This window comes from Epilithonimonas hispanica (assembly GCF_003385395.1).
GTDB lineage: Bacteria > Bacteroidota > Bacteroidia > Flavobacteriales > Weeksellaceae > Epilithonimonas > Epilithonimonas hispanica.
Genome location: NZ_QNUG01000005.1, coordinates 1 through 18,687 on the forward strand (window position 1 = coordinate 1; position 18,687 = coordinate 18,687).

Below are 18,687 nucleotides of genomic sequence, written 5' to 3' on the forward strand. Positions count from 1 at the left end.
ATAACAGCATTAACTTTCATTCAGTTTGTAAATGTTTTTGTTTTCAATAGAAAAATGAATAGACTTAAAATTGAATTAATTTAATAATGCACTACGAGTAAAAGATATTAATATTGTTTATAGTGAAGGTTTATACATAAGAACAAATGATATGTTTAGACCGCCAAAAGATGCTTATCTTTATTTAAAAGAAAAAATTGAAAGTAACAAAGGAAAATTTATTGAGCAAAGATTTGACAAATTTTTATGTGAAATAATTATCTCTCCACAAAAAATATATAAAGGCTCCTTGAATCAAAGAAAGGTATATACATCAAGATTCCTTATACAAGAGAATGTTATATTAGAGATTTTATGGAGAGTGCCATTATTAAGAAGAGATGTAGAATATTTAGTAAACAAAAATCAATCTTATTTTACCAATGACGAAAAGCGGTTCTATGGTAGTAAAATAATTAAAGATATAAGGGCTATCAAATTGTAATCTAATATGTTAAGTTCGCAAATTTATGTTTGCGAATTTTTATTTTTGAAGAAAACTAGTAAAAGCTTTTTAGGAATATTCTTTGCATTCTACAAGAAAACAGAAATCTATGAACAGCACTATTTCCAAAATCAAAGGAATTTTTAATCTCCTGAAACATATCGATATAGACCAAATCTCCAAAATCTCACAAAAAGTTGACCTTCCAAAACTGATGAATCAGTTCTCAAAATTGGACGACAATCAAATCAAAGGTTTGATAAAAATGCTCGATTCGTCCGGAAATAAAAAAGAATTACCACCAATCAATGGCGATTTTTATGAATTACATATGAAACTGACGGATGAGCAAAGAGCAATTCAGTTAAAAGTCCGTGAGTTTATGGAAAAAGAAGCAAAACCTTTGGTCAACGATTATTGGCTTCACGACGATTTTCCACACGAACTGATTCCAAAATTCAAAAAACTTAATCTCTGCGGTGTCACTTATGAAGGCTACGGTTGCCCAAATCTACCATTCCTGATGGAAGGCGTCATCGCAATGGAAATTGCACGTGTTGATGCGTCATTGGCAACATTTTTCGGTGTGCAATCCGGATTATCAATGGGTTCCATTTATATTTGCGGTTCCGAAGAACAGAAACAAAAATACCTTCCGGCAATGCAACAATTCGATTTGATTGGCGCATTTGGATTGACCGAGCCAGAAGTCGGTTCCGGAGCTGCTGGCGGATTAACAACAACCTGCAAAAAAGTAGAAGGCGGTTGGATTCTGAATGGACAAAAAAAATGGATTGGAAATGCAACTTTTGCTGACGTAACTGTTATTTGGGCGAGAGATTTAGATGATAATCAGGTCAAAGGTTTCATTGTTGAAAAAGGTACTCCGGGATTCGAGGTTGAAAAAATCAAAGGAAAAATGGCACTCAGAATTGTCCAAAACGGACTCATCACGATGAAAGATTGTTTCGTTGCTGATTCTCAAAAAATGGAACACGCCAATAGTTTCAAAGACACTGCGAAAGTGCTTCAAATGACAAGAGCAGGTGTTGCTTGGATGGCGACTGGTTGTGCAAGAGGTGCTTACGAAAGTGCTTTGGATTATACCAGAAAACGTAAGCAATTTGGAAAACCGATTGCATCTTTTCAGTTGATTCAAGGACATTTGGTAGAAATGTTATCAAATTTGACAGCAATGCAGACTTTGGTTTTCAGATTGTCCGAAATGCAGGATGCTGATATTTTGAAAGACGAACACGCATCTTTGGCAAAAGTTTTCTGTAGCCTGAGAACTCGTGATGTTGTCGCACAAGCAAGAGAAGTAATGGGCGGAAATGGAATTCTTTTGGAACACGATGTTGCCCGATTTGTCGCCGATGCAGAAGCCATTTATTCTTATGAAGGAACCAAAGAAATCAACTCGTTGATTGTTGGTCGCTCGATTACAGGAATGAGTGCATTTGTCTAATGAAATTATTAAATTTGCTAAACAATGAAGCTTTATGTTTTTCTAATATTATCTTTTTTTTCGATGCAAAATTGCGCGCAGAAAAAAGTTGATTTAACCAAACCTCAACAACAAACAACAATGGAAGATAACACACACGCCAACAATCCCTATTATTCAAGAACTGACAAAACCAAACTGAATATTTCCAACGAAGAATGGAAAAAAATCCTTGCTCCTGAAGTTTACGCCATCGCAAGAGAAGCCAATACAGAATATCCTTTCACAGGAAAATATAATGATTTCGATGAAGTTGGAGAATATTACTGCGCTGTTTGCGGTAATCATTTGTTCCGTTCAAGCTCTAAATTTGCGAGTACTTGTGGCTGGCCAAGTTTCTTCGAAGCTGATAAAGATGGCGTAATTTACAAGCGAGATTCTTCTCACGGAATGGAACGTATCGAAGTTCTTTGCAAACGTTGCGATTCACACTTAGGGCACGTTTTCAATGATGGACCGCCGCCAACAGGAACTCGATATTGTATGAATTCTGTTAGTTTGGATTTTCAACGCGATAAGAAATAGTTTTCATCGCAAAGGCAGAAAGGAAGATTTAAATATTTTTATATGAGTCGCAAATTAAAACTTTGCGACTTTTTTAGTTTTAAATTCTAAAATGCTTGCGACTTTGCGTTAATTTTGTATCACTAAATCTAATTTAAAATTGAAAACAATATTCATCACCGGAGCCACTTCCGGAATCGGGAAAGCAACAGCAATTCTATTAGCAAAGCAAAAAAACAGATTGATTCTCTGCGGAAGAAATAAAACTATTCTAGAAGAACTCAAAACAGAATTGTCAAAAGAAACTGAAGTTTTTACTTTAAGTTTTGATGTCAGAAATTCTGAGGAAGTTTTTTCTGCAATCAATTCACTTCCGGAAAATTGGAAAAACATCGATGTTCTAATTAACAACGCAGGAAATGCCCACGGACTTGACCCAATTTCTGAAGGAAATATCGACGATTGGAACTCTATGATGGACGGCAATGTGAAAGGTTTATTATATGTTTCTCAACCCATTATCAAATTGATGAAAGAAAAACAAAACGGGCAAATCATCAATATTAGTTCGGTTGCGGCGAGACAAACTTACGCAAATGGCGTGGTTTATTGCGCGTCTAAAAAAGCTGTTGATGTGATTTCCGAAGGAATGAGAATAGAATTGACGGAATTTGGGATTCGCGTGACTAATATTCAACCTGGAGCTGTAGAAACCGATTTCTCGAAAGTGAGATTCAAAGGTGATGATGAAAGAGCGGCGACAGTTTATGCTGGATATGAGCCTTTGGTTGCCGAAGATATTGCCGATGCAATTGCTTATTGCATCAATGTTCCGGAAAGAGTTTCGGTTTCTGATATGACGATTTATCCGAAAGCTCAAGCCGAACCTAGAACGATTTACAGGAAATAATGAAATCGACTTTAAGTTTTATATTTCTAGTTTTTTTTGTCTTCGGATTTTCTCAGACCTATTCCAATAAAGAAAAAGCATTGCTAAGTCAGGTTTCAAAGTTGGATTCTTTGATGGAAAATAACAATTCTAAGATTTTGGAATTGTTTTCTGATGACGTTTCTTTTGGGCATTCTAATGGCTGGATTCAGAATAAAGATGATTTCAAAAAAGATTTCGAATCCGGAAAAGTAAAATATCAATCTGTTAAACAAACTGAATTAAAGGAATTTAAATTCAAAAATAAATTCGCAAATATCCGTAGAAATATTGCTGTAAAAGGACTTTACAAAAACGAAACTTTTGAAATGAAGCTTTCTGTCCTAGAATTTTGGATTAAACAAAAAGGAATCTGGAAATTGTGGAGCAGACAAAGTGTGAGTTTGAAATAATTCTTCCTTAATCCTTACATTTGCAGAATGAAAATCCTTCACATAGAAACCTCGTCCAAAAACTGTTCTGTTGCCATTTCTGATGGTGAAAATTTACTTTGCCTTTGCGAAGAAGTTTCCGATAATTATAAACAATCCGAAAGTCTTCACAGTTTTGTAGAATGGGCTTTGGAGGGTGCCGAAATTTCCTTGAAAGATTTGGATGCCATTTCTTTGGGAAAAGGTCCGGGTTCTTATACAGGTCTTAGAATTGGAGCGGCTTCTGCCAAAGGTTTCTGTTATGGTTTGAAGCTTCCTTTGATTGCTGTTAATTCCTTGGATTCTATGGTTGAGGAATTCGTTAATCAAGGTTTTGAATTAATTATTCCTTTGATTGATGCCAGAAGAATGGAAGTTTACACCGCTTTTTTCGATGGGAACTCAGGCGAAATGATTAAGGAAACCGAAGCCAAAATCCTAGATGAAAATTCCTTTTCAGAATTATCTGACAAGAAAATTCTCTTCATTGGAGACGGCGCAAAAAAAGCTCAAGAAATCCTGAATCTTACTAATGCAGAATTCAAATCGGATATTTATCCTTCTGCAAAAGGCTTGATTAAAAAATCTGTGGTGAAATTCAATGAAAAACAATTTGAAGATGTCGCTTATTTTGAACCGTTTTATCTGAAAGATTTTCAAGGAATTAAAAAAGCTGATAGAGTTAAAAAACAATAATTACTTCTTAGAAATTCTGTACAATTTCCCACTGTCCGTCACCGCATAAAGATTCCCGTCTTCCCATCAAAAACATCACGGAATCTCTCGCCTTGGTCATCTAATAACCTTTCTTCTCCGACAACTTTGTTGTTTTCAAGAATAATTCTGTTGATTTTTTCACCACTGAGACAAGCAATGAAAAGATTGTTTTTCCACTCAACAATGTTTCCCGTATAAAATGTAATTCCACTTGGAGAAATCACCGGATCCCAATAATAAACGGGCTGTTCCAAATCATCTTTTTTCGTCAATCCATTATTGATTTTATGTCCGGAATATTCAATTCCGTAAGTGATTGTTGGCCAACCATAATTTTTTCCGGCTTTAATAAGATTGATTTCGTCACCGCCTCTTGGTCCCATTTCGGTTTCCCAAAGTTCGCCGGTTTCTGGATGAATGGCGATTCCCTGTGGATTTCTGTGTCCGTAAGAATAGATTTCTGGCTGAGCTTTGTTGCTTCCAATAAAAGGATTTCCTGCGGCAGGTTTTCCGTTTTTATCAATTTTAATAATTTTTCCCAAATAAGCTTTTAAATCCTGAGCCAACGGACGTGTTTCCAAGTCCGACCTTTCGCCTGTACTTACGAAAAGATTTCCGGAATTGTCAAAAGCCAACCGACTTCCGTAATGCAGTCTTCCGTCATAAGAAGGTGTTGCTCGGAAAATAACTTTGACGTTTTCTACTTTGTTTGTCGACAGAATACCTTTTGCAACGGAAGTCAAATTTCCTTTTTCATATGGTTCTGAAAATGACCAGTAAATCGTTTGATTATTCTCAAAATCTGGGTCAATCACAATATCAAGAAGTCCGCCTTGTCCACGACTATCAACTTTCGGAAGACCCGTTATTTTTGTTACATATTTTCCGTCTGGAGAAACAAGATTGATAAATCCCGTTTTCTCTGTAATTAGGAAATTATGGTTAGGTAGTTGCGCAATTCCCCAAGGTCGACCAAGTTTTGTGTTGATGACATCAACCTGATATTCTGTCTGCGTTTTATAACCCACTACTCTCGTTTGTCCTTCAAAAGCTGGTTTGTTGTTGGAATTTGGTTTTTCTTTTTCTACTGGAGGAAGATTTTTGATAGATTCTTTTTTCTGACAAGAAATCAAAATTGTTGAAAAACAAAACATTGGAAGAATAATGGACTTCAGCATAACAAATATTTTTTCTAATGAATGGAAAAATAGTGCCACCAAAAAAATCTTAATTAAAAATTTTTTTTCCACTTACCTCCTGTTTTTGATAGGGCTTATTTTAAGTGTTTTCACTTATTTTAACATTTACCCTTTTTTTTAATATATAATTAGCTAAAAAATTATATTTTTGATAATAAATTTCTAATTAATATGAAAATAAAAAAAATAAGTGTTGTGTTTTTTTTAGGTGCAAGTTCACTTTATCTGGCTCAGATCAAAGATACACTTTCAGGAGAAACAGCAGTGGATGAAGTTACCATTATTGGAACTCGGAATAAAAATAGAACCGTTACAAATACCCCTGTCCCAGTAGATGTTATCGATCTGAAACAAGTAAGCCAATCCACAGGTCAGGTAGATGTTAATCAGCTTTTACAGTTTGCTGCACCATCTTTTAATTCTAATAAACAATCTGGCTCAGACGGGGCTGATGCTGTAGATCCTGCTACTTTGCGTGGATTGGGGCCAGACCAGACTTTACTTTTGTTGAATGGGAAAAGATACCACCAATCTTCTTTGGTTAATCTTTTCGGAACCAGAGGAAGAGGTAATTCTGGATATGATATGAATACAATTCCTGTTGCGGCTATAAAAAGGGTAGAAATTTTAAGAGATGGAGCTTCTGCCCAATATGGATCAGATGCTATTGCAGGTGTTATTAATGTTGTTTTGAATGACAGGGATCACGGATTTGAAGGAAGTGCTTTTTACGGTGCTAATCTTTTCAAAAGTCCAGGAAATAACGATGTGGTTTCGGATAAAAAATGGGATGGAAATACGTTTGATTTCAGTGGAAACCTTGGAACCAAAATAGGAAACAATGGAGGTTTTGGAAATTTTACTTTTGAAATCATCAATAAAGATTATGCAATTAGAAATGCGAATCCTGATAAATTTGATGCGCCGAGACAACGGTTTGGAGATGCTAAATCCAATAATATCTTTTTCTTTGGTAATATAGAAGTTCCTTTTTCTAATAATTTGAAATTCTATTCACAGCCTGGTTTTTCTTATCGTAACACCCATGCCTATGCCTGGACAAGGTCTGCAGATGCGGATGGTAATATCCCAGAAGTTTATCCAAACGGCTTCGATCCTGTTCAGAACACAAAAATCTCAGATTTTACTTTTGATAATGGTTTGAAGTTTAAAGTTGGTGATTGGGATTTTGATTTCTATAATGCTTTTGGAAATAACAGATTTGTGTATCAAATTGATAATACAATCAATGCTACTTTGGGTGTTAATTCTCCAACTAGTTTTGATGCAGGAGGACATTCGCTTTTACAAAATACAACGGGGATAAGTACAAGCAAATTTTTTGATGTATTAGATGGTTTGAATCTAGCAATCGGAACAGAATTCCGGTATGAAAAATTCAATATCATAAAAGGCGAAGAAGCGTCTTATGCCATGTATGATGCGAATGGAAATTTGGTAACGGCCAATACAAACCCAGATTTGTTGGTTGTTAATCCATTGTCTGGAGATGTGAGACCTGGCGGATCACAAGGTTTTCCGGGCTATTCTCAAGAAGTTGGAAAAAGTAGAAATAATTTTGCTGCTTACATAGATACAGAACTTGATATTACAAAAAATTGGATGATAAGTGCTGCGGGAAGATTTGAAAATTATAATGATTTTGGAAGCACAATCAATGGAAAATTTGCGACAAGATATGCGATAACACCACAATTTGCATTCAGAGGATCAATATCTACAGGTTTCCGAGCGCCATCATTGGTTCAGAAATATTATAGTTTACAGTTCACCAATTTTCAAGGTGGAGAACTTGTGACGGTTCAGTTAGCATCTAATGATAGTGCACTTGCAAAAGAAGTTGGGATCCCAGAGCTGAAACAGGAAACTTCTACGAATGGAAGTGCGGGATTTACATTCAATAGTGGAAAATTTACTGCAACTGTAGATGGTTATTACATCAAAGTAAAAGATAGGATTGTTTTGACCGGAACTTTTGATCAATCGGATGATGCAATTGGCTCGATTTTGACAACCAATCATATTGATCAAGCACAGTTTTTTACTAATGCTGTAGATACCAAAACAAAAGGAATTGATTTGATTCTCTCTTATAACACAGGTTTAGGTGCTGGAAAGTTGACCGCTACATTGGCTGGGAATTACAATGAAATGGAAATTACAGATGTTCATACCAGCGGTAAGCTTGTAGGTAAAGAAGATGTTTATTTGAGTGCTAGAGAAAGGGCTTTTATCTTGGCTTCTGCTCCTAAAACCAAGGTTAATCTAAATCTAAACTATAAAATCCAAAAATTCAATGCGAATCTACAATTGGTAAGATTCGATAAAGTGACTTTGGTAGGTTATAATGGACCAGATGATTACCAAACTTATACCCCAAGAGTGACCACGGATATTTCGCTAGGTTATGATTTTACAAAAAATTTCTCTTGGATTGTGGGCGGAAAAAATATTTTTAACAGATACCCAACATTACAATATTCATCTGTATCTGATGGTAATACAGAGTCCGGTGGAATCTTTGATCCTGTGCAGATGGGGTTTGCCGGAAGACAGATCTTCACAAGAGTGACCTATAAATTTTAAACAACAACTAACTACTTTTTTAAGGATTCAATTTTATATTGAGTCCTTTTTTTATTGAATAATTTGCTTATTCAAATTTTAATTCTACATTTGTAGAACAAAATATAATATTGTAGAAATGAACGAGCAAAAATTAACAGAAACCGAAATCATCTTAATGGAAATCCTTTGGAAAAAAGAAAAGGTTTTTATGAAAGATATTTTGGAAGAATATGCTGAACCAAAACCTGCGTCAACAACCATTGCAACGTTGTTGAAAAGAATGCAGAACAAAAATTTGGTAGGCTACAAACTTTATGGAAACTCGAGAGAATACTTTCCTAAAGTGAAGAAAGAAGATTATTTCCAAGGCGAAATGACTTCTATGATTGACCGTTTTTTCAATAATTCTGTAAGTCAGTTTGCATCATTTTTCACTTCGAATGCAAAACTATCTCAGAAACAATTGAAAGAACTACGAGACATTATTGACAAAGAAATAACAGACTAAAATGTTAACCATTATTTTCAAAATAATCCTTTGTTCATCATTGTTGATAGGGATTTATTATTTGTTTTTGCAAAGAGAAAAAATGTTCCGTTTCAACAGATTTTATCTTTTGTTGGCTTTGGTTTTTTCTTATGCAATTCCGTTTGTGAAAATTAATTTGCCAGCGATTTCTGAACAAAAAAGTCAATTGATTTTTGACGAAATCCAAACTCAGGAATTAGTTCAAACTACAGCTCAAGTTTCTAATTTTAATTGGATAAATTTGATTATTCTGATTTGTGTTTTAATATCAATTAGTTTGATTATCATAACTATAAATTCAATCAGAAAAATTATTAATCTGAAAGGAAAAGAGATTAATTATCAAAATCAGAAAGTGAAATTAGTTGAGAAAAATCTGCCTCCGTTCAGTTTTTGGAACAAAATCTATCTGAACAAAAGTTACTTCCAAAATCAACAAATCGATAACAGAATTTTCCAACACGAGAAAACACATATTGTTCAGAAACATTCTCTAGATATTCTGTTTCTTGAGATTTTGAGAGTCATTTCTTGGTTCAATCCGGCTTTATATTTTTACAAAAAAGCAATGACAGATAACCACGAATTTTTGGCGGATGAAAGTATTATTCAACAAAAAAATAATGTGAAAGATTATCAGACTTTGATTCTTTCCGAGATTCTCCAAACACAAAATTTAAACCTGACACACCAATTCAATTACAATAACACCAAAAAACGATTTATTATGATGACCACAAAAAAGTCAAAATTCGAGAAAACAAAAAAAATAGTCGCAGTTTCTGCCTTTGCAGGATTGAGTCTTTTGTTTGTTCAAAAAGTTTATGCTCAGAACAGCAAAGAAAAAAATGCTGTAGCTGTTCTTACAAAAGAAAAAGATTATACAGAATCTCAAAGAAAAATGATGGCAATGTATAAAGCAGAATTGAAAAAAAAGAGGAAACCAAGAGGATATGATTATGCTGAAAAAGTCATAATGGATACAATTCCTTCCAATAATAAGAAAGCGAAGATGAGAAAACTTAAAGAAAACGAATTGCCAATTCCGCCACCCCCACCACCAGCCAGTAATATTACAGCAGCACAGTTTCCGGAAGGGCTTGATGAATTTAGACAGACATTTGCTAATAAGTTCGATGCATCAGGTTTTAAAGAAAAAGGTTTTATAAAATCGATTTTATATATTTCCATTGATGAAAACGGTAAAACAACAGATGTAAAGGCAGAAGGAGATAATCAAAAATTTAATAATGAAGCCGTTAGAGTTGCAAAAGCGGTAATAGCAGATAAAATATGGAAATCAGCAACAGAAAACGAAAAGCCAGCAGCTACAGTTTTTAAACTTCCAATAGCGATGAATTTCCAATAGAATTTCTTTATCATCAACATCAAACGTTTCGCATTCCGAAACGTTTTTTTATTTCGTATTTTTGTTAAATGGATTTCAAACTTCAATCAGAATATCAACCCACTGGAGACCAGCCTCAAGCTATTGAGAAATTGGTAGAAGGAATCAATATTGGTGAAAAATATCAGACACTTCTGGGTGTTACGGGTTCCGGAAAAACTTTTACCGTTGCAAATGTGGTACAACAGGTTCAAAAACCTACTTTGGTTTTGGCCCACAACAAGACTTTGGCAGCTCAGCTTTTTATGGAATTCAAAGAGTTTTTCCCGGAAAATGCTGTGGAATATTTTGTAAGCTACTACGATTATTATCAGCCGGAAGCTTTTATTGCCTCCACAAATACTTACATCGAGAAAGATTTAAGCATCAACGAAGAAGTCGAGAAATTGAGATTGTCTGCTACAGCCAGCCTGCTTTCCGGGAGAAGAGATGTTTTAATTGTGGCTTCAGTATCTTGTATTTATGGTATTGGAAATCCAACGGAATTTCATAAATCCTTAATTACACTTGATAAGGAAGTAAAAGTTTCCAGAACAAAACTACTCCATTCCTTGGTAAGTGCATTATATTCCAGAGCTTTGAATGATTTTCAAAGAGGAACATTCCGCGTAAAAGGAGATGTCGTTGATATTTTTCCTGCTTATGCAGATAATGCGGTGAGAGTCCAGTTTTTTGGAGATGAAATTGAAAAGATTCAAAGTTTTGATCCCATTTCTGGAAATGTAACTGCCAATTTTGACTCCATTAATATTTATCCTGCTAATCTTTTTGTAACCACACCAGAAACCATGCAAAGTGCGGTGCGTCAAATCCAGGACGATTTGGTAAAACAGGTTGATTTTTTCCAGGAAATTGAAAAACCATTGGAAGCCAAACGTTTGGAAGAGCGTACCGAACTCGATTTAGAAATGATTCGTGAATTGGGCTATTGTTCAGGAATTGAGAATTATTCCCGTTATATGGACGGACGTTTGCCCGGATCAAGGCCTTTCTGTCTACTCGATTATTTTCCGAAAGATTATCTGATGGTGATAGACGAAAGTCACGTTACCATTCCTCAGGTTCACGCGATGTATGGAGGTGACCGAAGTAGAAAAGAAGTTTTGGTAGAACACGGATTCCGTTTGCCTGCTGCGATGGATAATCGACCTTTGAAATTTAATGAGTTTGAGGATATGCAGAATCAGGTGATTTATGTTTCGGCAACACCTGCAGATTATGAATTGGAAAAATCCGGAGGGACTTATATTGAGCAAATTATTCGTCCAACAGGACTTCTGGATCCAGTTATCGAAGTTCGTCCAACAATTAATCAGATTGATGATTTGATTGAAGAGATCCATAAAAGAGTAGAACTGGATGAAAGAACTCTGGTTACTACTTTGACTAAAAAGATGGCGGAAGAACTCACTAAATATTTCACAAAAGTAGGCATCCGAACAAGGTATATCCACTCTGATGTGGAAACGCTGGAAAGAATTCAGATTATGCAGGATTTGCGTCTCGGATTATTTGATGTTTTGGTTGGTGTTAATCTTTTGAGAGAAGGTCTTGATTTGCCGGAAGTTTCCTTAGTAGCGATTTTAGATGCCGATAAAGAAGGGATGTTGCGTTCGCGCCGTTCTATGATTCAAACGGTTGGTAGAGCTGCGAGAAATCTAAACGGACGGGCCATTATGTATGCCGATAAAATAACAAAATCTATGCAGGCAACGCTTGATGAGACCAATTATCGCCGTGAAAAACAAATGAAATATAATGAAGAGCACGGCAAAGTTCCTCAGGCTTTGAATAAAAAAATCAGTGAAAATTTAGTCGGAAGAAGCAAAGATTTCCCAGACGAAAAATATACTCAAAAACAAATCCTACAGGAAGTTGCCGAAACCAAAGCAAGTTACGGAAGCGAAGACATCGAGAAAATCGTGGCTCAAAAGCAGAAAGAAATGGAAGCTGCCGCGAAAAATCTTGACTTTATAAAAGCCGCAAAACTTCGTGATGAAATTACTGCTTTGAAAGCTTAATTATTTTTTCAAAAAGTATTTGTAGAATTTCAGAATCTTCTTGATTTTACGTTTTCTTACCATTTTTGCTGAAGCTTCATTGATTTTTTGAAGGCAGTATTCTACTGGAATCCCAGATAGTTTGGAATATTCGTCACTGATGATTTTCATCGTATCCATATCGGTCGTTAATCTTGCAAAATTAAGCAGTCGTTTGTCAATCGGAAAAACGGAATGAAAATTCATTCTGTTGAGATCAACTAAGTAGAAATTATAAGTTTCGTTTTCTTTTTTTAAGAGAAAATTTCCAGAAGCATTGTCAATAAACTCGATTCCTTTTTCGTGCAAATTGAACATTAAAGTTGCATAGCCTCGGAAAATTTTTTCTCTCTCAGGATAATCAGCATTATGTAAAGCGTCTGTCAAAGGAAAACAATTGTCCAGCTGCTCACTGACATAATAACTTGATGTCAATCCCCAAAAATCAAAAAACTCGATGTAGGCAACAGGATTTGGTGTATAGAAGTTTTTACTGAGCAGAAGATTAGCATATTCAAAAGAACGTCTGGCTTTGGATTTTCTATAAAACTTGTAAACGTGTCTGTTGATGAAATTATGCTGTTTGAATGATTTGAAGTTATATTGTTTACCCTCAATTTCAAAAATTTTTACAATATTTCTGGCTCCAGGACCAATTAAAGTCCCGCCGTTTTTGAAGTTTTTAATAATATCAGAAACTGCATTTTTATATTGAGAAAAACCTTCGGAAAATACCCAGTTCATTGTCTTCTTGTTTTTAGGTTATTAGTTTAAAGACGTTTTAATCAGCTCCATTACTTTATCATTATCCACATTATTGGTGTTTACAGATAAACTTTTATGATTATAAGGTTTGTACATATTTTCGTCTGTCACAGAAAACAGTCCAATCGTTGGAACTCCAGAAGCACTCGCCAAATGCATTACACCATTATCAGCTGCAATAAAAATGGCACAATTTGCAATGAAACCACACATCTCACGAACATCTTTACTATAAAAATTCGGAATCTTGAAATTGAGTTTTGAGATGTTTTCTACCGGTAAAAGTTCGATGATATTGTAATCTGGGAAAGTAGCTTCTAATTTATCATAAAATGCTGTCCACCAAGGTTCTGAATAACATTTATCTCCAGTTGCATTGGTGAAAAGACAAATGGTTTTTTTATCATTTTTTACAATGTTATGTAGTTTTTTCTTTCCATCTTCAATTTCTGATTGGTCTAATTTTAAATCTAGAAAAGGAACTTCAGATTTGTTTTCATCAAGTCCAATTTGAGTTAGATAATATCTTAAATTGTAAATGGTATTTTTCGCAATGTGATTGTAATCAGAATGTTGGGATTTAATATTCTCAACTTCTTCTCCAAAAAATTTGTAATCTGCATTGGCTAAAGAAATGGATAATCTTCCGGAAGAAGAACCCTGCGTGGCGTTGATTGCCAAATCGTACTTATTCGATTTCAAAGAAAACCAACCTTTTATATATTTAAAAAGATTACTGAAAGGCTTTTTCGGCAGTTGATAGATTTTATCAACACTTTTATAATTCTTGAAAATAATAGGCGTTACTCCACCTTTTACAAACAAATCGATTTTTGCATCTGGAAACGTATTTTCAATCTCTTGAACCAGCGGAGTTAATAAAAGAATATTTCCAAGCCTGTGATTAGGTCTGGAAATCAGAACTCTTTTTACTTTGAAATTTTTATTAAGTTTCCCCTCAGCATGCGACTTACCAATGTTTTTAGTAAGACTTTTCATAACAGACCTTCTTACGGCGTTGATTTTTTTCTTCATATAACTTTTATGATTGCAAATTTACCGAAAAAAATTATCGTCTGAGCGGTTTTAGCAAATCCATCAAACCATTTAATTTGATTTCGTAGATTGTTGCCAATTGCATTCCGAGTTTTCCTTGTGGAAATCCGCCGTTTCTCATGAACCATTCGAGGTAAGAAATGGGTAAGTCTGCGAGGATTGTTTCTTTGTATTTTCCAAAAGGCATTCTGACTTCGCAGATTTCTTTCAGGATTTGAGGATTGATTCCCTCCATTTTATATAATTAAATCGTTTTTGTTTTCAATTTCGATATCCTGATTCGGAAGTTCTAATTGTGGTGTTTCATCATCTGAAAATTCGTCTCTGTAAACTTGGATTAATAAAACTGTGATAGACATCAGGATTGGACCAAAAATCAGTCCCATAAAACCAAAGATATTCATTCCGAGAATAATTCCGAAAACGGTTACCAAAGGGTGAATGTCTTCTAATTTCTTTAGCAAAGTAAACCTCAAAAGATTATCTGTCAATCCAACAGCAACAAGACCGTAAATCAAAACTCCAAGTCCCGGTCCGGTTTGTCCTTCTGCAATCATAAAAATAGCAACTGGAACGTAAACTATAGCAGCCCCAACAACGGGTAACATAGATGCAAGAGCCGTTAAAGCAAATAAAAGCATTGGACTTGGCGCTCCAAATATGTAATAACCAATCAAAGCTACAATACCTTGTCCAAGCGCAACCACAGGAATCCCGATGGCGTTTGCCATTACTAGTTTAACGAATTTGTCACCTAACATCTGCGTATTGGTTCTTTTGAAAGGTATTGCTTTGGCAACAATTCTCTCGAAAAGTCTTGCTTTTACAAACATAAAATACAAGATAAAATACATCGAAACAACAACTGTGAAAGTATTGAAAGTCGTACTCAAAGCTTTTGTAGAAAATGTTCCTGCAAAGTTGGTAACCTTAGTAATATTCTCTTTGCTAAGAATATCAAACCCCACTTTTTGATAAACAAATTGATGAATCTTCTCCAGAAATACATTGAATTTTTGCATATAAACCTGCGCATTTCCCATTTTGGAAACCAATTGGTCAACCGTAAAATAAACAGGCAAAATGAGAATTACAAGTGATGCTAACATCAGAACTGTTGAAGAAAGCCAAGGTTTCCAGTTTTTATCTTCAATTAAATAAAAATTGAATTTTCTACAAATGATATAAAGCGTAACAGCTCCGAGAAATGAAGGAATAAATAATGCCAGATTCCAGCAAATTAACCCAACTAAAACACATATAAGAAGAATTAATGCAATCTGTTTTATAACAACAGAGTCTATTGGTTTACCGGAATCTGACATAGTTTTTATTTATTTTTTATGGATTTAATTGTCTCGGCGTCCCACAGTAAGCGCAGTAAGTAGAATACATTGCGATGTAAGCAAACGGAATTGTAAGATAAATCCCCACACAACACAATACTACACCTGCAATACTGATAAGGCCAGCCAATAATGCGGTAAGTAAAATCGTGCCATAATTGTTTTGTACAATGTCAAAAGATTTTTTCAAAGCATCAAAAGCGCTTGCTTTTTCAAAAATTAAGATAGGATAACCAAGAAAGAAAAAAGGCATCACAAAAACTGCAGGCAAAATGCACATAAAAAGTAGGATTGTTAGCGCAATTTGAGTAATTAATGCGTAAATGAAAATATTAACAAAGTTTTGTTTATAAGCAAAAAAGATATCGGAAACAACAATTGGTTGCTTGAAATTGGATTTATTAGCCACATAAATCAAACTTACTAAAACTGGTGTAAGAAGAAGTGTAACAAGAAAACTTGCGCCAGTATAAGCCGCAAAACCTGGAGCTGCAATAATATCTGCGTAATCTACGTGTCCTCCGCTAGTCATTTCTTCAACCAAAAGTTGAGAATCAAAACCAGTTACCATCTGGATGATGAAACTAAGCAAGAAATAGATAACAACAGCCAAAAAGCAATATAAAAAAGTATTCTTAAAAATCTCTAAAGCGTGAGAGATAATAGAGCCCACTTCCCTTTCTGGAGTTGTTGCTTGAGAATCAAATTCTTTAAAATTTTCCATTGTAGTTTGAGTTTGAAGTTTATTATCAAATCTACATAAAAAATTTCTGAAATGGATGAACTCAAGAAAAATTATTCCTGAAAATCAGCAATCAAATGCTTATAAAGAACATAATTTGCAGCATTCCAAAAAGGGAAAGTCATAAAAAGTCCAAAAAAGAAAACAATAATTCCCGAAAAAGAAATAATAATGGAAACTAAAGCAACTCCAAGAAGAAGCAGAGTATGCTTTTTGAAAACCTCAAAACTCAGTTTAAAAGCATCAAAAAAATTATAATTCTTGAAGAAAATCAAGGCCGGTACCAGCAAAAACATCGGCATCCAAACAAGAGAAAGGATGAATAAATAATTGTTAATGAAATTCCAAATCAGTGCAAAAGCCACAAAAATGATAAAATGATAACCTCTGAAACCAGCAAACAAATCGGATAATTCCAGTGGTTCACCAATATCCAACTTTCTATAAATTTTCAAAAAACCAATATTCAGAGGATAAATCACAGATTTGATTATCAAAACCGCAATAGAAAAATTCACTGCATTTTCCGTTTGCATCAGTTCTGCATATTTTGTCAAGAAGGCAGTACTGTCGGAATAAAAAAGATTTTGGAACTTCTGAATTTCTTCAAAAAGCCCGTAATATCGAAACGCGTACATCGCCGCAAACATATAAATGCTGAAATAAATCACCGTAAACATCAGCTGGAACGGCAGTGTTCTCATCCAATATTGATAGGCTTCTGTCAGTATTTTTCCGATTTCTGGTTTTTGCGTCGTCATTTCTCAAACTTTTTTGCAAAAATAAAGGATTGAAATTGATAAACCACATTTTAAGTCTTTTATCTTTTCTCTACCATCTTTTTTCTATTTTTGTTTTTATGTTTGAGAATCCGCAGTTTCAGAAAATGGACGAGTTGTCTGAGAAAAAAGAACCTTTTTTTTTCTTGATTAATTTCTTGATGGATGAAGTCAAAATTTTTACTGAAATTGAAATTCAAAATAACACTTTGTTGATTGATTTTCCGAATATTACAAACATCAATCATCAACACGAAGATATTCCAAATTTTGAATGGAAATCATTTCCTGAAACCTTAGAAAAATATCAAAAAGGATTTGAATTGGTTCAGGAAAATCTTAGAAAAGGAAATTCTTATTTGATAAATTATACAACAAAAACTGAAATTGAAACAAGCTTAAGTTTAGAAGATATTTTTAAATTTTCAAAGGCAAAATATAAAGTTCAGTTTAAAAATGAATTCGTATTTTTCTCACCGGAAACTTTTGTGGAAATTGTTGATAACAAGATTTTTACACATCCGATGAAAGGAACAATTGATGCGGAAATAGAAGATGCAATAAAGATTCTGAAAAATGACCCGAAAGAAAAAGCGGAACATTACACAGTTGTGGATTTGTTGAGAAATGATTTGAGTATGGTTGCGGATAAGGTTCAGATTAAAGAATTTCAAAGAATCGATTATATCAAAACCAAGCAGAAAAATCTCTTGGCAATGAGTTCCGAAATCGAAGGCGAAATCAAACCAGAATATCAAAATAAAATCGGAACGATTCTTCAAAAACTGTTGCCGGCAGGTTCTATTTTAGGCGCTCCAAAACCCAAAACTTTGGAAATCATTTTGGAAGCCGAACAATATGAAAGAGGATTTTATACAGGAATTGCAGGTTATTTTGACGGCAAAAATTTGGATTCCTGCGTGATGATACGTTTTATTGAAAAAGAGAACGAGAAACTGTTTTTCAAAAGCGGAGGTGGAATTACCCATCAAAGTGACCTTGCCAGCGAATATGAAGAAATGAAAAACAAAATCTATGTCCCGATTTATTGAAAGCATCAAAGTTGAAGACCAGAAAATTTTCCTGAAAGAACTTCATCAGAAAAGAATGAACGATACTTTTTCGAATTTTGGGAAAGAATGTAAAATCGATATTTACAGTTTATTTCTCAATTTGGAGCACGATGAAGATGGTCTTTATAAATTCCGAATCGAATATGATTTGGAGAATCAATTCAAGACACAGGTCATTCCTTATGTGATTTCAGAATTAGATGATTTTGAATTGGTTATTGATAATGAAATCGACTATAACTTTAAGTCTGCTGACAGAACTCAATTACAAAATTTGAAAAATAAAAGTCACGCCGACGAAATCATTATTGTAAAAAATAATCAGATTACCGACACATCATATTCCAACCTTTTGTTCCTGAAAGATAAAACTTGGTTCACGCCGAAAAGTTATCTTCTGAATGGTGTAATGAGACAGAATCTTTTGAAATTAAAAAAAATCAAAGAAGCAGAAATCACTCTCGATAATATCAAGGAATTTACCCATTTTCAGCTCATCAATGCGATGAATGACTTCGATGATATGTTCATTTATCCGATTGGAAAAATCATTAACCTTCCGAAAGAGGAATCGGATTTGGAGTTTTAGAT

The 18,687-nt window shown here is 34.4% G+C and carries 19 protein-coding genes; 12 read left to right on the forward strand and 7 right to left on the reverse strand.

From position 1 onward, the window contains the following. The first annotated feature begins 151 nt into the window (after nucleotides 1-151). The 6 genes from DRF58_RS02915 to tsaB all read left to right on the forward strand — a co-directional run bounded on the left by DRF58_RS02915 (nucleotide 152) and on the right by tsaB (nucleotide 4,550). Entirely contained in the window at nucleotides 152-484 is a 333-nt protein-coding gene (locus tag DRF58_RS02915) for a hypothetical protein (RefSeq protein WP_116032645.1), read from the forward strand. Nucleotides 485-593: 109 nt separating this feature from the next. After that, complete coding sequence (locus tag DRF58_RS02920; protein ID WP_116032648.1) at nucleotides 594-1,952, forward strand: acyl-CoA dehydrogenase family protein; 1,359 nt, start codon at nucleotides 594-596, stop codon at nucleotides 1,950-1,952. A gap of 120 nt (nucleotides 1,953-2,072) precedes the next feature. Then, nucleotides 2,073-2,516, forward strand: coding sequence for a peptide-methionine (R)-S-oxide reductase MsrB (gene msrB, locus DRF58_RS02925; protein ID WP_245955353.1), 444 nt, complete (start codon nucleotides 2,073-2,075; stop codon nucleotides 2,514-2,516). A gap of 139 nt (nucleotides 2,517-2,655) precedes the next feature. Then, nucleotides 2,656-3,405, forward strand: coding sequence for an SDR family NAD(P)-dependent oxidoreductase (locus DRF58_RS02930; RefSeq protein ID WP_116032653.1), 750 nt, complete (start codon nucleotides 2,656-2,658; stop codon nucleotides 3,403-3,405). Beyond that, nucleotides 3,405-3,836: a nuclear transport factor 2 family protein gene (locus tag DRF58_RS02935; RefSeq protein WP_116032656.1), complete on the forward strand. Its 432-nt coding sequence runs from the start codon at nucleotides 3,405-3,407 to the stop codon at nucleotides 3,834-3,836. Before DRF58_RS02930 ends, DRF58_RS02935 begins: the two co-directional genes overlap by 1 nt. Nucleotides 3,837-3,863: 27 nt before the next feature. Further along, on the forward strand, nucleotides 3,864-4,550 hold the full coding sequence (gene tsaB / locus DRF58_RS02940) for a tRNA (adenosine(37)-N6)-threonylcarbamoyltransferase complex dimerization subunit type 1 TsaB (protein WP_116032658.1): 687 nt from the start codon (nucleotides 3,864-3,866) through the stop codon (nucleotides 4,548-4,550). A gap of 38 nt (nucleotides 4,551-4,588) precedes the next feature. On the opposite strand, the gene DRF58_RS02945 is transcribed toward tsaB, so the two are convergent. Continuing rightward, nucleotides 4,589-5,749, reverse strand: a complete 1,161-nt coding sequence (locus DRF58_RS02945) for a PQQ-dependent sugar dehydrogenase (protein ID WP_245955354.1) — start codon at nucleotides 5,747-5,749, stop codon at nucleotides 4,589-4,591. 192 nt (nucleotides 5,750-5,941) lie between these two features. On the opposite strand from DRF58_RS02945, the gene DRF58_RS02950 reads away from it, so the two are divergent. From DRF58_RS02950 to uvrB, 4 genes are all read left to right on the forward strand, one after another. Then, entirely contained in the window at nucleotides 5,942-8,377 is a 2,436-nt protein-coding gene (locus tag DRF58_RS02950) for a TonB-dependent receptor plug domain-containing protein (protein WP_116032661.1), read from the forward strand. Between the two features lie 118 nt (nucleotides 8,378-8,495). Then, nucleotides 8,496-8,867 (forward strand): BlaI/MecI/CopY family transcriptional regulator, encoded by a 372-nt coding sequence (locus DRF58_RS02955; protein ID WP_116032663.1) that lies wholly within the window; start codon nucleotides 8,496-8,498, stop codon nucleotides 8,865-8,867. A gap of 82 nt (nucleotides 8,868-8,949) precedes the next feature. Next, complete coding sequence (locus DRF58_RS02960; RefSeq protein WP_157966698.1) at nucleotides 8,950-10,257, forward strand: M56 family metallopeptidase; 1,308 nt, start codon at nucleotides 8,950-8,952, stop codon at nucleotides 10,255-10,257. 68 nt (nucleotides 10,258-10,325) lie between these two features. Continuing rightward, nucleotides 10,326-12,317, forward strand: a complete 1,992-nt coding sequence (gene uvrB / locus DRF58_RS02965; protein ID WP_116032668.1) for an excinuclease ABC subunit UvrB — start codon at nucleotides 10,326-10,328, stop codon at nucleotides 12,315-12,317. On the opposite strand, the gene DRF58_RS02970 is transcribed toward uvrB, so the two are convergent. The 6 genes from DRF58_RS02970 to DRF58_RS02995 all read right to left on the reverse strand — a co-directional run bounded on the left by DRF58_RS02970 (nucleotide 12,318) and on the right by DRF58_RS02995 (nucleotide 17,005). Next, a complete protein-coding gene (locus DRF58_RS02970; RefSeq protein ID WP_116032669.1) occupies nucleotides 12,318-13,079 on the reverse strand; it encodes a lipopolysaccharide kinase InaA family protein in 762 nt (253 codons plus the stop codon). Between the two features lie 21 nt (nucleotides 13,080-13,100). Then, nucleotides 13,101-14,135, reverse strand: coding sequence for a glycosyltransferase family 9 protein (locus DRF58_RS02975; RefSeq protein ID WP_116032672.1), 1,035 nt, complete (start codon nucleotides 14,133-14,135; stop codon nucleotides 13,101-13,103). A gap of 34 nt (nucleotides 14,136-14,169) precedes the next feature. Then, a complete protein-coding gene (locus tag DRF58_RS02980; protein ID WP_089770244.1) occupies nucleotides 14,170-14,382 on the reverse strand; it encodes a DUF3820 family protein in 213 nt (70 codons plus the stop codon). A 10-nt stretch (nucleotides 14,383-14,392) separates the two neighbouring features. After that, on the reverse strand, nucleotides 14,393-15,481 hold the full coding sequence (locus DRF58_RS02985; protein ID WP_116032674.1) for an AI-2E family transporter: 1,089 nt from the start codon (nucleotides 15,479-15,481) through the stop codon (nucleotides 14,393-14,395). A gap of 16 nt (nucleotides 15,482-15,497) precedes the next feature. Next, nucleotides 15,498-16,226 (reverse strand): beta-carotene 15,15'-monooxygenase, encoded by a 729-nt coding sequence (locus DRF58_RS02990; protein WP_116032676.1) that lies wholly within the window; start codon nucleotides 16,224-16,226, stop codon nucleotides 15,498-15,500. Between the two features lie 71 nt (nucleotides 16,227-16,297). Beyond that, nucleotides 16,298-17,005, reverse strand: a complete 708-nt coding sequence (locus DRF58_RS02995; RefSeq protein ID WP_116032679.1) for a hypothetical protein — start codon at nucleotides 17,003-17,005, stop codon at nucleotides 16,298-16,300. Nucleotides 17,006-17,130: 125 nt separating this feature from the next. On the opposite strand from DRF58_RS02995, the gene DRF58_RS03000 reads away from it, so the two are divergent. Together DRF58_RS03000 and DRF58_RS03005 are read left to right on the forward strand one after the other, a co-directional pair. Next, a complete protein-coding gene (locus DRF58_RS03000) occupies nucleotides 17,131-18,075 on the forward strand; it encodes an aminodeoxychorismate synthase component I (RefSeq protein WP_116032885.1) in 945 nt (314 codons plus the stop codon). Then, nucleotides 18,059-18,685 carry an aminotransferase class IV gene (locus DRF58_RS03005; RefSeq protein ID WP_116032680.1) on the forward strand — a complete coding sequence of 209 codons (627 nt, stop codon included), beginning with the start codon at nucleotides 18,059-18,061 and terminating at the stop codon, nucleotides 18,683-18,685. Before DRF58_RS03000 ends, DRF58_RS03005 begins: the two co-directional genes overlap by 17 nt. Nucleotides 18,686-18,687 lie beyond the last annotated feature (2 nt).